Annotated in this window: 14 protein-coding genes; 10 read left to right on the top strand and 4 right to left on the bottom strand. The window is 65.4% G+C overall.

The window, feature by feature from the left end:
• Nucleotides 1-160: 160 nt before the first annotated feature.
• The 3 genes from ACO1XS_RS04990 (at nt 161) to ACO1XS_RS04980 (ending at nt 3,925) form a co-directional block, all read left to right on the top strand.
• Entirely contained in the window at nt 161-1,069 is a 909-nt protein-coding gene (locus ACO1XS_RS04990) for an aldose epimerase family protein (RefSeq protein ID WP_331566102.1), read from the top strand.
• Nucleotides 1,070-1,218: 149 nt separating this feature from the next.
• Nucleotides 1,219-1,929 (top strand): peptidoglycan DD-metalloendopeptidase family protein, encoded by a 711-nt coding sequence (locus ACO1XS_RS04985; RefSeq protein ID WP_331566015.1) that lies wholly within the window; start codon nt 1,219-1,221, stop codon nt 1,927-1,929.
• Nucleotides 1,930-2,284: 355 nt separating this feature from the next.
• The gene (locus ACO1XS_RS04980; protein WP_440560691.1) at nt 2,285-3,925 is read left to right on the top strand and encodes an acyl-CoA synthetase; all 1,641 of its coding nucleotides are present in this window, start codon (nt 2,285-2,287) and stop codon (nt 3,923-3,925) included.
• Between the two features lie 22 nt (nt 3,926-3,947).
• Here ACO1XS_RS04980 and ACO1XS_RS04975 read toward each other — a convergent pair whose 3' ends face one another.
• On the bottom strand, nt 3,948-4,478 hold the full coding sequence (locus ACO1XS_RS04975; RefSeq protein ID WP_486390134.1) for a cytochrome b: 531 nt from the start codon (nt 4,476-4,478) through the stop codon (nt 3,948-3,950).
• A gap of 165 nt (nt 4,479-4,643) precedes the next feature.
• Between ACO1XS_RS04975 and ACO1XS_RS04970 the strand changes: the two genes are divergently transcribed.
• Together ACO1XS_RS04970 and ACO1XS_RS04965 are read left to right on the top strand one after the other, a co-directional pair.
• Nucleotides 4,644-4,967 carry a DUF2288 domain-containing protein gene (locus tag ACO1XS_RS04970; protein ID WP_331566021.1) on the top strand — a complete coding sequence of 108 codons (324 nt, stop codon included), beginning with the start codon at nt 4,644-4,646 and terminating at the stop codon, nt 4,965-4,967.
• 89 nt (nt 4,968-5,056) lie between these two features.
• A complete protein-coding gene (locus ACO1XS_RS04965; RefSeq protein ID WP_331566023.1) occupies nt 5,057-5,224 on the top strand; it encodes a hypothetical protein in 168 nt (55 codons plus the stop codon).
• Between the two features lie 48 nt (nt 5,225-5,272).
• Here ACO1XS_RS04965 and ACO1XS_RS04960 read toward each other — a convergent pair whose 3' ends face one another.
• On the bottom strand, nt 5,273-6,211 hold the full coding sequence (locus ACO1XS_RS04960) for a LysR family transcriptional regulator (RefSeq protein ID WP_331566025.1): 939 nt from the start codon (nt 6,209-6,211) through the stop codon (nt 5,273-5,275).
• 186 nt (nt 6,212-6,397) lie between these two features.
• Here ACO1XS_RS04960 and ACO1XS_RS04955 point away from each other — a divergent pair, with 186 nt between their 5' ends.
• Genes ACO1XS_RS04955 through ACO1XS_RS04935 form a run of 5 tightly spaced genes read left to right on the top strand, consistent with a single transcriptional unit; the run spans nt 6,398 to nt 11,411 of the window.
• Entirely contained in the window at nt 6,398-7,891 is a 1,494-nt protein-coding gene (locus ACO1XS_RS04955) for an efflux transporter outer membrane subunit (protein ID WP_486390196.1), read from the top strand.
• Between the two features lie 14 nt (nt 7,892-7,905).
• Nucleotides 7,906-10,125 (top strand): FUSC family protein, encoded by a 2,220-nt coding sequence (locus ACO1XS_RS04950; RefSeq protein ID WP_486390195.1) that lies wholly within the window; start codon nt 7,906-7,908, stop codon nt 10,123-10,125.
• Entirely contained in the window at nt 10,115-10,315 is a 201-nt protein-coding gene (locus ACO1XS_RS04945) for a DUF1656 domain-containing protein (protein ID WP_331566029.1), read from the top strand. Before ACO1XS_RS04950 ends, ACO1XS_RS04945 begins: the two co-directional genes overlap by 11 nt.
• 19 nt (nt 10,316-10,334) lie before the next feature.
• Nucleotides 10,335-11,219 (top strand): efflux RND transporter periplasmic adaptor subunit, encoded by an 885-nt coding sequence (locus ACO1XS_RS04940; protein WP_486390133.1) that lies wholly within the window; start codon nt 10,335-10,337, stop codon nt 11,217-11,219.
• A 42-nt stretch (nt 11,220-11,261) separates the two neighbouring features.
• Nucleotides 11,262-11,411 (top strand): hypothetical protein, encoded by a 150-nt coding sequence (locus tag ACO1XS_RS04935; RefSeq protein WP_486390132.1) that lies wholly within the window; start codon nt 11,262-11,264, stop codon nt 11,409-11,411.
• Nucleotides 11,412-11,756: 345 nt separating this feature from the next.
• Here ACO1XS_RS04935 and ACO1XS_RS04930 read toward each other — a convergent pair whose 3' ends face one another.
• Nucleotides 11,757-12,200, bottom strand: coding sequence for a hypothetical protein (locus ACO1XS_RS04930; RefSeq protein WP_331566034.1), 444 nt, complete (start codon nt 12,198-12,200; stop codon nt 11,757-11,759).
• A gap of 241 nt (nt 12,201-12,441) precedes the next feature.
• Entirely contained in the window at nt 12,442-14,112 is a 1,671-nt protein-coding gene (locus tag ACO1XS_RS04925) for a methyl-accepting chemotaxis protein (protein WP_331566036.1), read from the bottom strand.
• Nucleotides 14,113-14,194: the final 82 nt, after the last annotated feature.

Below are 14,194 nucleotides of genomic sequence, written 5' to 3'. Positions count from 1 at the left end.
CGGCACGAAAGTCGCATTATGGGCATCCCCCCATGCCGGACAAAGTCGAGATTTCCCGAGCAAGGGTTTTTCCCAAGCCGCAGCTGGCGCACAATACCGGCTTCGGCGCACACCGGCCCGGTGGCCTGCGCCGCCTCTTCCCCGCTACCCACGGACCATGATGACCCGCTTTCAAGATCACGACATCGTAGAACTGCGCCACGGCGACTCGCTCATTCGCGTCGCACCTCAATTCGGCGGCCGCCTGCTCTCCTGGGACATCGGCGCCGAACCGGTCATCTACTGGCCCGATCAGGCGGATTGGAGTCAGCTCGCCCGTGTGCGCGGCGGCAATCCGCTGCTTTTCCCGTTTCTCGGCCGCCATCGCGTGGACGGCCGGCTCGGAGAATGGCGCGATAGCGCGGACGTCGTGCGGCACATGCCGATGCACGGCTTTGCGCGCGATTTGCCGTTCGCGGCCACGGTCGATGCCGACGGGCGCGGCATCCGCATGACGCTGACCGATACGGAGGAGACCCGCGAAGCCTACCCGTTCGCCTTCCGTTTCGAAGCCTGCTACCGGCTCGTCGATGACCAGACGCTCGAGGTGTCGCTGACCACGGCCAATACCGGCACCCAGCCGCTGCCGTCCTACCCCGGCCACCATTTTTATTTCGCACTGCCGCATGAGATGCGCGCGCACACCACGCTCGAGCTGCCCGCGACGGACCGGCGGCACCAGCTCGACGACGGCGCCATCACCGCGCCGGTCCCGGGCGAGCCGAGCTACACGCTCGACGAGGCACGCATCCACGACCGCTTCCATTGTCTGCGTGCGATTCCGTCCGCGCCGATCAGCATCGTCTGCCCACCGCTTCGCAAGCGGATCGAGATCGATCTCGACCGGCCGGGTTCGGTGCCCTGGTATGCGGTGACGACGTGGACGGAGAAAGACACTTCCGACTTCTACTGCGTGGAACCCTGGCTCGGGCTGCCCGACGCGATCCATAACGGCTTCGGCTTGCGCTGGATCGCCCGGGGGGAGAGCCACACGGCCATCCTGCGCATTTCGGTCTCGAATATCGGCTGACTGCCGACTGACCGTGGGCTGACTGCCGGCTGACTGTGGGCCGACATCGCCGCCGCGCGCTCGCAAGCCGTTAAAATCCGACGTTTGGAGCGCGCCGCGCCGCCCGCCGGGGCTGCCGCGGCTCGCTCGTGTCGTTCAAGCGAGGATCAATGTCGAGAACAACGATGAGGCGGCTGGCCGCCGCCGCGATGGCGGCGACGCTGGCCGCATGCGGCACGCCCGGTGTCGCGCCGGGGTACTACCGCGTGGAACGCGGGGACACGATATCGAAGATTGCGCGTGCACACCGCCAATCGATACCGAGCATCGTGCGCTGGAACAATCTCACGAACCCCGATGCCATCGAGGTCGGACAAGTGCTGCGCGTGGCCCCGCCCGGTGCGGGCTCGACGCGTACCGCACCTGGCGACGTCCGCACGACACCCGGCACCGCCTCCGCGGGCGTCACGCCCCGCGCGGGTTCCGCGACGGAGGCCACGCCCGTGCCCTCCTCGCGCATCGCGCTCGTATGGCCCGCCCAAGGTACGACCGTGCGCACCTTCGATGGCGCCAGCTCGAAGGGCATCGATATCGCCAATGCGGTGGGGACGCCCGTCGTCGCCGCGGCTGGCGGAACCGTCGTCTACGCGGGCAACGGCCTGCGCGGCTACGGTAATCTGCTCATCGTCAAACATAACGCGGACTATCTCACCGCCTATGCTCATAACAGCAAATTGCTGGTACAGGAAGGCCAGACGGTCTCGCAAGGCCAGCAAATCGCCGCCATGGGCGACAGCGACAACGATCGGGTCGCGCTGCACTTCGAATTGCGGTACAAAGGACAGTCGATCGATCCCGCGCGCTATCTCCCGACACGTTGAAAGCGCAACGGTCAGTAGTCCTGATGATTATTGCGCCTCTCGCACGACGCCCGCCGCTCGCCAAAAAAAAGGCCCGGCAGTGCCGGGCCAACGGGGGTTCGGCGCATTGAGGCAAAGGACCGGTTCGCCGTGCGCCGAGTAGCAATCTAGTCGTTCGGTGCAACGCCCACAATCGCCGGGGGGCCGCAAGTGATCTGAATGTCCGGCAAAGCCGAGGTAATGTCAGGGAAACGATGATTCAATGAGGATTAAGCTGATTTAACGGCGAAATCTTTCTTCAGAAATTATTATGTAATTGCGGTCATTTCCAATCAGTTCAATCAAGCGTCGGACGAATTGCTGGAGCGAGACAGATATGCTGACGAAGACCGATACCTACGAAACCCTCGCGCGTTCTTTCGCGTGGCACATTCCCGCACGCTACAACATTGGCGTCGATGCGTGCGACAAATGGGCCGATGGAAGCGGCCGCCTTGCCCTCGTATACGAAAGCAGCGACGGCACGATCGCGCGCTACAGCTTCGACGACTTGAAGGCGCTCTCGAACCGGCTTGCATCGAGCTTCGCGGCTCGCGGCATTACCCGCGGCGAGCGCATCGGCATCTTCCTGCCGCAGGCGCCCGAAACGGCGCTTGCCCATCTGGCGGCCTACAAGCTGGGGGCGGTTGCCGTGCCGCTGTTCGCGCTGTTCGGTCAGGAAGCGCTCGAATATCGCCTCGCCAACAGCGGTGCCGCGGCACTCGTCACGAACGCGGCAGGCCTCGCGAAAATCGCACCGATCCGCGCCGCGCTGCCCGAGTTGAAAGCGGTGTACTGCATCGATGGCGACGCTCCGTTCGCGGCGCTACCCGAGGCGCTCGCCTTCTGGCCCGAGCTCGAATCCCACTCGCCCGAGTTCACGCCAGCCGATACGCACGCCGACGACCCCGCGGTCATCATCTATACCTCGGGCACGACCGGCAAACCGAAAGGTGCGTTGCATGGCCACCGCGTCCTGCTCGGCCACCTGCCCGGTGTCGAGATGCCGCTGTCATTCTTCCCCGACCATGCGCGGATGATATGGACGCCGGCGGATTGGGCCTGGATCGGCGGACTGCTCGACGTTCTGCTGCCCGCCTGGCACCACGGCGTGCCGGTGCTTGCGCGCCGCTTCGAGAAGTTCGAGCCCGAAGCCGCGTTCGATCTGATGGCCCGCCATGGCGTCACGCATGCGTTCTTGCCGCCCACGGCGCTCAAGATGCTGCGTACGGTCGGCTCGCCGCGCGAGCGCTACGCGCTTTCGCTCGTCGCGGTTTCGAGCGGGGGCGAATCGCTCGGCGAAGAGTTGATCGAATGGGGCCGGGCGGCGCTTGGCGTCACGCTCAACGAGTTCTACGGGCAAACCGAGTGCAACGTCGTACTCAGTTCGTGCAGCACGCTGTTCGAGCCGCGCATCGGCTCGATCGGCAAAGCCGTGCCGGGCCATCGCGTCGCCATCGTCGACGACGAAGGACGCGAACTGCCGCCGGGCACCGAAGGCAACATCGGCATCCGTTCGCCCGATCCGGTGATGTTCCTCGGCTATTGGCGCAATGAGGAAGCGACCCGCGAGAAGTTCGCCGGCGATTACCTGCTGACGGGCGATCTCGGCGTGCTGGACGCGGACGGCTTTTTCCGCTTCGTCGGCCGCAACGACGATGTCATCACGAGCGCCGGCTACCGGATCGGCCCGGGGCCCATCGAAGATTGCCTGCTCGGCCACCCCGCCGTGCGGCTCGCGGCCGTCGTCGGCGTACCCGACCCGACGCGCACCGAGATCGTCAAGGCGTTCATCGTACTAAACCCGGGCTTTGCCCCGTCGCCCGCACTGGAGCGCGAAATTCAGGAGCATGTGAAGACGCGCCTTGCCGCGCACGAATATCCTCGGGCCGTCGCTTTCGTGACGAACCTGCCGATGACGGCGACCGGCAAAATCATTCGCCGTGCGCTGCGCGAGAGCCCGCCCGACTCGGTTTAGGCGCGACCCGCGATGGCGGGCGTCAGGCCATGCGCCGAAGCACGCCGTCGCGCAAAATGAAGTGGTGATAAAGCGCACCGGCGAGATGCAGGCCGATGAGACCCAGCAACCCCCAGGCGAGCACCTGATGAAGGTCGCCCATTTCATGGCCGAGCGGCGAGCCGGTGGGGGAAAGCGCCGGCAACGGAATGACGCCGAATAGCGTGACGTGCCAGCCGCGCGAGGAAGCGTTGATCCAGCCCATCACCGGCTGCACGATGAGAAGCGCATAAAGAAGGCCATGCGTGAGGCGCGCGACGAGGCGCATCGAGGGTGTCGTTTCGACGACGTCGGGTTCGCGTCGCAGCAGGCGCCAAACGATTCGTACGAGCATGACCGCGATGATGACGGTGCCGATCTCGAGATGCCACGTAATGAGGCCGACCGGCTGGGTCCCTCTATGAATCGCGGGCATCGTCCATGCGAGCGCATACTGCACGACGATCAGTGCGACGATGAGCCAATGCAAAGCGCGGGCAAATGGGTCGTAGCGCGAAGTCGAAATCGCTGCCATGAGCGGATGTCCTTTGAAGTGAATGATCGGGTAGCCATTTGAGCGACGACGGATTTTAGCGTGCCGGACAGTCCGCAACATTACCGCCCGTTACCCGATACAACCGAGCATCGAAAACCGGCAATCAGTTATAGTGACGCCCGCCTTGAACCGCATATTCCCATCATGAGTTCCGAACATCCCGACGCCGGCAACGGCCAACACAGCCCGCTCTATCTGAAACTGCTCGGCGAAACGGCCAAGATCGGCTGGAGCGAGCTCGAGCGCTTTTTTGCGCGGGGCATGCTGCTGCTCGTCGCACGCGATCTCGACCTCGTGAGCGTGGCCGAAGCCGTTGCCGCAGACGATTCGCAACAAGTGGCGCAATGGCTGTCGGCCGGGCTCGTCGAGCGGCTGCAAGCGGAAACGGCGGCCGAATTCGCCGAGCGCGACCCCGAACTCTGGGCTGTCGTCGTCTCGCCGTGGGTCTGCGTGCAGGCGCGCGGCTGACGCCCTCCGCTTAGCGCTGCGCTATTCCTCCGATTCGCCAAGAAGTGTCCTAATATGTACTCGTCGCTTCATGGCGAAAGGAGGCATCCATGGACGCTGAATCGATCGCCGGCCTGGTCGGACTCGGAGTGGGCCTGCTGGTGCTGGTCGGGCTGACAATCTTCGAATCGCGCTCGTACAAGCGCGAACATGGCGAAGGCATCCTTCACCACTGGCTCTCGGCCCATCACATGCTCGACTGGCGCCGGAAACACTGATGGCGTCGAGCGTCGCGCGCACCCCGCGTGACGCCTGCGTGACGCCTGTCAGGTCGATGCGAATTGCCGAAGCGCGGCTTGCTCCGCAGCCAGCGTCGCGGGCAGTTCTGCGCGCATGAAATCCACCCACGTCCTGATCTTCGCATCGAGATATTCGCGTGACGAATAGAGCGCGTGGATGTTCATCGGCTGCGACGTATAGTCGGGCAGGACCCAACGCAGGTCGCCGCTTTTCAAACCTCGCATGACCGTATAAGTCGGCAAGACGGCGATGCCCATGCCCTCGCGCACGGCCATTGCCATTGCCTCCGCGCCGTTGACCTGAAACGGTGCGGGAGGCAGCACGAACGTTTCGGCGCCGTTGGGGCCGTCGAAATCCCATTTGTCGAACGTCGAGCCCGGCGTCACGAGCCGCAGACAGACGTGATCGGCCAGTTCGCCCGGCGTTTTGGGCACGCCGTGCGTTTCGAGATAGGCGGGCGATGCGCACGCGATGCTGAACGCGGTGCCGAGCCGCTGCGATATCAACCCCGAATCGGGCAGGTGGTAGCCGAGTACCAGCGAGACGTCGAAGCCTTCGTCGAGCAGATCGGGGGTGCGCTGCGCCAACGTGAGTTCGACCGACACGTCCGGGTAGCGCTGCCGGTAGCGGCCGATCGCGGGCACGACGTAATGTCCGCCGAAGCTCGCCATCGCGTGCATGCGCAGTTTCCCCGACGGTCGCGCGTGGGCATCGCTTGCTTCGGCCTCGGCCTCTTCCACGTAGGCAAGGATCTGCTGGCAGCGGCGCAAGTAACGCTCGCCCGCCTCGGTGAGCGCAATGCGCCGCGTCGTGCGATTCAAAAGACGCGTGTGCAGATGCGCCTCCAGATCGGATACCGCGCGCGAAGCGTAAGCGGTCGTCGTATTCAAATGCTGCGCAGCCGCGGTGAAGCTGCCCGATTCAACGACGCGCGCGAAAACGCGCATGTTCTGAAGCGTGTCCATAGCCGGTTTTCCCTTCAACGATGCGGCTCGATTGTTGCACGGCCCGCAACGTCGATTATCTCAAAATCCGCAAAGATCTCTTACATCCTTACCGCTTATTCCACAATGAGGCAAAAAATATAATCGATTCGGTCTATTACCGCTGTCGAGGAGAGAATCGTGCTACTGCGGATCGGGAAACGAGGCATGGTGTTCTCGTTTCTTGCACTACTGATGATAATGACCGGCTGCGCAAGCACGCACGGCATTACACCGCAGGCGCAGCTGCCGGACGCCGCGACGCTCGAGGTCGGTCCCGCCATCGACGCGGCGAACGCGAGCGCGCAGTGGCCGAAGACCGACTGGTGGCAAGCGTTCGGCGACCCGCAGCTCGATACGCTCGTGCATACCGCAATCGCGTCGAACCCGACACTCGCGGCCGCTTCGGCCCGCGTGCGCGAAGCGGCGTCGATAGCAGGCGTGGCCGAGGCAGCCGAAGGTCCGCAGGTCGCCGGCAGCCTCGACATCACGCGACAGCACTGGCCGGAGAACGTCTATTACGGTCCCGGACCGCTCGCGGGACGCACCACCTGGAACAATACGGGCGCCTTGCGCCTGTCTTACCGCCTCGACTTGTGGGGGCACGAAAAGAACGCGACCGAGCAAGCGCTCGATGTCGCACACGCACGCGCGGCCGATGCGCGTGCCGCCCAGCTCGAAATCGAGGCCAACGTCGTACGCGCTTATATCGATTTCGCTCAGCATTACGCCTTGCTGGATATCGCGACCGATGTGCTCGCGCGCCAGCGGCAATTGGCCGACCTGGCGCGGCGGCGCCTCGCCGGTGGCATCGGCACGCAGCTCGAGCTCAGCCAGGCCGAGGCGCCGCTGCCCGAGTATGAACGGACCGTCGAGGCGCGCCGGGAGGCCATCGAACTCGATCGGAACCAGCTTGCCGCACTGCTCGGCAAAGGTCCCGGTGCCGGCGCCACCCTCGTGCGCCCGGCACTTGCACTGAATGCACGTGCGGAGCTTCCTACCCACCTGCCGGCCGAGCTGATCGGTCATCGGCCCGACGTCGTCGCCGCGCGCTGGACTGTGGCCGGCGAGGCACGCGGCATCGACGTGGCGCACGCGGCGTTCTATCCGAACATCGACTTGGTGGCAACGCTCGGCGGCTACGCGGCGGCCGGTCCGCTATTCGGTTTCCTGCGCGCTGCGAGCGGCGGCTGGACCGGTGGACCGGCGCTGTCGTTGCCGGTCTTCGACAGCGGCGCCCTGCGCGCGCGCCTTGGCGCAGCCGCCGCGAGCTATGACGTGGCGGTTGCCCGCTACGATCAATCGATCGTCGGCGCGCTCAAGGAGATCGCCGATGCAACGGTGCGCCTGCGCTCGCTGGACATGCAGCAGCACGATGCGGAGCGCGCCGCCGATGCCGCCGAGCGCAGCTATCGCCTCGCCAATCGCGGCTTCCAGCGCGGGCTCACCGATTACGTCAATGTCATCGTCGAAGAGACGCGCTGGCTCGGCGCCAAAGAACGCGTCGCCGAGATCCGTGCCGCGCGGCTCGCGGCCTATGCGACGCTGATGACCGCGCTGGGCGGTGGATTGGCGACGCCCGCCGACGGGCCGGCCGACGAGCACCTGATGCCGGCGCATAGCGTGCAGGCCGCGCGTGCCGGCCTCCGGTCGACACGATGATGGGGCGAGCGATGATGTCCGACAACGCGAACGCTATCGTCTCCCGTACCACGGCTGGGCGCGCCGCGCTGAGCGACTGGTGGGACACCGAGGGGCGCACCTGGATACACGTGGCCAAGGCGCTGCTGGCAGCATTCGCCGCGCTTGCCATTGCGCTGCGGCTCGATCTGCCGCAACCCCGCACGGCCATGACCACGGTCTTCATCGTCATGCAGCCGCAAAGCGGCGCCGTGCTCGCGAAGAGCTTCTACCGGATCGGCGGTACGCTCGTCGGCCTCGTCGCCACACTTGCGCTCGTTGCGCTGTTCTCGCAGCAGCCCGAGTTGTTTCTTGGCGCGCTCGCACTTTGGACCGGCATCTGCACGGCCGGCGCGGCGCGCAACCGCAATTTCCGCTCGTACGGGTTTCTGCTCGCGGGTTATACGGCCGCGCTGATCGGCATTCCCGCCGCGCAGCATCCCGACGGCGCGTTTCTCGCCGCGCTCACGCGCGCGGCCGAGGTTTCGCTCGGCGTCGTGTGTGCCGGCTTCGTGAGCGCACTCGTGTTGCCGCAGCATGCCAGCGACCAGATGCGCAGCACCGTGCGCGCGCGCTTTTCGAAGTTCGTCGAGTACGTGGCATCCGCGCTCGCCGGGAACATGGCACGCGAGCAGATCGAGCGTACCAACGCGCGCTTTCTGGCCGAGATCGTCGGCTTCGAGGCCATGCGCAGCATCGCCGTCTTCGAAAGCCACGATGCCCGCTTGCGTAGCGGGCGCCTCGCTCGTTTGAACCGCGAGTTCATGACGGCCTCTACTCGCTTTCACAGTCTGCATCAGTTGATGAACCGCCTGCGCGCTGCGGGCGCGCGTGAGATCATCAACGCGCTCGAACCGTATTTCTCCGAGCTTGCACCGATGCTCTATACGCCGGGCGAGCCGGTGCTCAGGGCAGCCGATGCGACACGCTCCGCCGACCGGCTTCAGCACTTCAAGCGCGAGCTGCCAAGCCGCATGCGCGCAACGCGCGAGCAGCTGAGCGCGCTATCCGATTCGGCGCTGCTCGACTTCGATACCGCTTCCGAGCTGCTCTATCGTTTCGTCGACGACATGCACGCTTATGCGCAAACCTATGCGTCGCTCGCAACGGCCAGCCATGCGCGCGAACGTTCGCCGGAGCGCTACGAGCCGAAAACGAGCGCCGTCGTCACCGCAATCGCCGGCGTGCGGGGCGCCATCGTCATGGCCGCGCTGAGCGCGTTCTGGCTCGCCACCGCCTGGCCGAGCGGCGCCACGCTCGTTCTGAACGCAGCGGCGGTTTGCGCGCTCGCGTCATCGTCGCCGCGCCCGACCCGCATGGCGCTGCAAATGAGCATCGGAACATTGCTGGCGGCAGCGGCGGGCGCGATCGTCGTGTTCGGCGTCTACCCTCGTATCGATGGGCTTACCCTCCTGTGCGCGGTGCTGGCGCCGCCGCTCGCGTTCGGTGTGTTTCTTGCCACGCGCCCCAAGCTGGCCGGCATCGGCGCGGGCTTCTGCATTTTCTTTTGTGTGCTGGCGGGGCCCGACAACCTCATGCAGTACGATCCGGCCGGATTTGCCGACAACACGCTCGCGCTGATTTTGTCGATGGTTGCCTGTGCCGCCGCGTTCGCTGTGCTGCTGCCGCCCTCCACGCCCTGGCTCATCGGCCATCTCGTCGCGGACTTGCGGCGCCAGGTGGCGCTCGCCTGCCGCGCGCCGCTCGCCAGCGTACGGGCCCGCTTCGAAAGCCGCGCCCGCGATATCGCATTTCAGGCTTACGCGGTGGCCGAACGCACGCCGGCCGCGCAGCGCGATGCGCTGGCCTGGCTCGTCGCCGTGCTCGAAGTCGGCCACGCCGTGATCGACCTGCGCGGCGAGCTCGTCGGGCTGCCGCGCGACGCGCGTTATGCGCCGACGATGCCCTGGCGGCGCAGCATCGCAGCCGCGGAGCGCGAGCTTGCGGCGCTGTTCGAACGCCCGCGCGGCAGGCGTCTCGACGCGGCGCTCGCGGCGAGTGTCGACGCCATCGCCGCCACCCGGCAGGTGCTCGTCGCTTTTGCGCCGCCACGCGAAGAGCGTCATCGCCTGCAGCGCATCCTGAGCCACTTGCACTTCCTGCGCACCGCGCTGATGGATCCGCAATCGCCGCTCGCGGCGTTCGCCTCGCACGGGCGGCGCGCGAACGAAGGCGGCGATGTGCCGCCCCACCATGGAGCTCGCCATGCCACGTGATCTCGCCATTTTCGGCGCCTACGTACCGGCCATCGTACCGCTTTGCGTCGGCGGTGCCGCGCTCACCTGGCTGCTCGATCGCCTGCTTGCGGCCGTGGGGCTGTATCGCCTCGTCTGGCATCCGTCGCTGCTGCGCGCGAGCCTGCTCGTGACCGTATGCGGCGCGCTCGGCCTGGCCGTCTATCGTTGAATCATCGTTCGAGCCCATCATGAACACTTCCGCAGCTCACCATCCGGCATGGCGTTACGTCATCAGCTTCATTGCGACGGCCCTGGTGTTCGTCGCCGCGCTGGCGATCGGCCGCACACTCTGGATTCACTACATGGACGAGCCCTGGACACGCGATGGGCGCGTGCGCGCCGAGATCGTCAATGTTGCGCCCGATGTATCCGGTGCTGTCGTCGATCTGCCTGTCGTCGATAACGGGTTCGTCAAGAAAGGCCAGGTGCTGATGCGCATCGACCCATCGCACTATCAGGTTGCCGTCGAGCAGGCCGAAGCGGCCGTCGCGGCGCGCCGGGCCGAATGGCAGATGCGCCGTGCCGATGCCCAACGGCGCGCCGATATGGACAGTCTCGTCGTCTCGAAGGAAAGCCGCGAGAACGCTTCGCAATCGGCGGCGTCGGCCGAAGCGCAGTATCGGCAGGCACTCGCGGCGCTCGACGCGGCGAAGCTCAATCTTGCGCGCACGACCGTCGTCTCGCCTGTGGACGGGTATGTCACCAACCTGTCGCTTTACCGCGGCGACTATGCGACGGCGGGCGCGCCGAAGCTTGCGATCATCGACAGCCGCTCGTTCTGGGTCTATGGGTATTTCGAGGAAACGAAGCTGCCGCGCGTGAAGATCGGCGACACGGCCGAGATTCGCCTCATGAGCGGCGGCACGCTGAAAGGCCATGTCGAAAGCATTTCGCGCGGCATTTACGACCGCGACAATCCGCAAAGCCGGCAACTCGTCGCCGATGTGAATCCGACGTTCAACTGGGTACGTTTGGCTCAGCGCGTGCCGGTGCGCATCCATATCGACGAGGTGCCGGCGGGCGTCATGCTTGCCGCCGGCACGACGTGTACGGTGGTTGTTTCGCCGAGTTGATCGGGATCGGCGCTTGAATATGCGCGGTCCCGAACCTCACCGGTGCCTGGCGCGCAACCGGTCTTCTCTGACGCGCTCGTCGTGCACTCGTTGCTCATGAACTCGTTCGTCGTGCAACCGTTGTTCGTGGATGCGCTCGTCGCGCAACCGTTGCTCATGAACGCGTTCATCATGCAACCGCTCCTCCCGTAACCGGAGTTCGCGCACGCATTCGCGATCCGGCCTCGCCCCGGGTAGCCGGGCCTCTTCGCAACGTCCCGCCCGGGCAGATCCGGCGCACGCCTGCCCTGGCGCCGACGCCGAGCACGACGGGTCGCCAGGCCCGGGAAAAGCCTGCGCCAGCGCGTTTGCCGATGCAAACCACAACGCGCACGCCGTACTTCCCGCCAATACCGATAAGCGCATCGGCAACATCCGATCTCCTTGACGAGCCGGACATGAAGATAACGCGCGCATTCCGGTCGCTCGCAGGGAACGAGCGAAACGACGTACCGTGGAGCGAATGCTGTTACGCATCGCTCATCGGCTTGCTTGCACCTATGGCGTGCCGTGCAGGATCGCTACCGTCTGCACGCCATAGCGTACGAGGTAACCGCCATGCTCGGCCTGCCAGGCGCGGGCCGTTGCGTGGTCAGGAAACCAGTTGGTCGCGAAATCGGCGAAGCATCCCGCATCGAAGCGCAATGCATCGAGCTCGGCACGCGGACGCGTATCTACGCCGCGCTTGCAAGCGGCCCAATCGGGGTAGCCAAGCTCGGCCGCGAGCATGTTGAGTACGTGCTTGAGCCGAATCCCTTCGCGCGCAGCGAAGAGTTCGGCGAGCGTATGCGCCGGAACCACACTGGCCGCCTTGATTCGCCTCAGCACGGGCAAAGCGCGGCTTGCGTCGGCGTGCGCGGCGCGCAGCAACCGGCGCGCATGGTGGCGCAGAAACTCGACGTGGGAAACATCGGAACGGGTGGGATTGGCGGTGGACCACATGAACGCTCTCCTTTCATTGCGCCGTTCTCGCTGCGGCTTGAAGGTCGAGGTTGCGATTGCGTCCGAGAGGATCGTTCGACTGCTACGGCAGGTGCGGCGGCTTTCGCGAGAACGGGCGCCCTGCCGCGCCCGCCGCGCATTCTAACGCGAGATTGGAGGATGTGCACGCGGTGGCGGTCGGCAGTCGTTGCAGCGGGTTACCTTCGCCGGAACCAGCGCGCCGCTCGCCTTCCTCGCCAACTCACCCGTGCAGCTTGAACTTCCCAACGAGCCGCTTGAGCGCCTTGGCCTGATCGTCGAGCGAACGTGCCGCCGCGGTCGCCTCTTCCACAAGCGCCGCGTTCTGCTGCGTCCCCGCATCCATCTGCGTGACCGCGCGGTTGATTTCCTCGATACCCGAACTCTGCTCCGTCGATGCCGCGGAAATCTCGCCCATGATGTCGGTGACACGCTTGACCGCCTTCACCACCTCATCCATCGTGCGACCCGCGTCCTCGGCCAGCGTCGAGCCGTTTTCGACGCGTTCGAGCGAGGTGTTGATCAGCGTCTTGATTTCCTTGGCCGCGGCGGCACTGCGCTGCGCAAGCGATCGCACCTCCCCCGCGACAACGGCGAATCCGCGCCCCTGCTCGCCCGCGCGTGCCGCTTCCACGGCCGCGTTGAGCGCCAGAATATTGGTCTGAAACGCAATGCCGTCGATGACGCCGATGATGTCGCCGATATTCTTCGCGCTCTCGTTGATTTCGCCCATCGTCGTGACGACGCGCGAGACCACCGAACCGCACGTCGACGCAATCTCCGAAGCGTTATTCGCCAGCGAGCTCGCCTGCTTCGCGTTATCGGCGTTTTGGCGCACGGTTGAAGTCAACTGCTCCATGCTCGATGCGGTGCGCTCGAGCGAGACGGCCTGTTGCTCGGTGCGCTGCGACAGATCGAGATTACCCATCGAAATCTCGCCTGCCGCCGACGAAATAGCCTCGGCACTCGCCGCAATCTCGCCCACCGTCCCAGCAAGCCCGGTGCGCATTTCCGAGAGCGCGTAGAGCATGCTCGACGTGTCCTTCTTGCCGAGCGCGATCGGGTGCGAAAGATCGCCCGATGCGATCTGGCTCGCGATGTCCTTGGCATAGACCGGCTCACCGCCCAGCTGGCGCGTCAGGCGCCGCACGACCCACTCGCTGACGACGATGGCGACCCCGATCAACGCGGCCGTCATCGCGGCCATCATGACGAAGGACGATTTGAAGATGAATGCCGATGCGTCGATCGTCGCTTTCGCCTGGGCGCCGCGCGCGGCGACGAGTGCATCGACGAGCTTTTCGAGCTTGCCCGTTTCCACGAGCAGCGAGACATCCTGCATGCCGACTTGCCAATTCATTTGCGACAGGTCGAGCGGCTGCGCCTTCATGAGCGTGACGAAATCGCGTAGATGCCCGGCCCAGGCCGATACCGCCGCTGACAGCTTCGTTTGCTGCTCGAGCGCGGCCTTGTCACCGACATCGGTGTATTGCTTGAGCGTGCCGAGCTCGCCGTTGATCGCGACAAGACCCCTGTCGATTTCGGCTCCGAGTTCGTCGCGTTCCTTGGCCGTCGTCGCCGTAAGCAGCATCTTTTGCGCGCGGCTCGAGCGCAGCATGTTGCCCCGCACCTCTTCCGCGGCCCGGCTGGCCACATGTCCCTGTTCGTAGATCGACCGGGAGGAGTCGTTCAGGCGGCTGATCTGCGCGAGGGCGAATATGCCGATCGCCAGCGTACCGGCGAGCAATACCGCGAATGCCAGTCGCAACGACATCTTGACCGACAGTCCGCTCAGACGCCCCTTTACGCCGACGCCGCGCGATCTGCCGTCCGCCACCGCATCATCGGGCACGAACTTCGCGCCCGCACGCAATCCCCGCGAAACCACCTTCATGCAACCCCCTTCTTCTGGATAATGCCCCACCTTGTGGGCGGGTTGGACGGCACATGCGGCCGCTACCGTTGGTCAACGGCAT

It is taken from the genome of Trinickia sp. (assembly GCF_057351765.1).
Note: the sequence above shows the minus strand (reverse complement) of the source record. Positions and strands in the feature narration are given on the sequence as shown.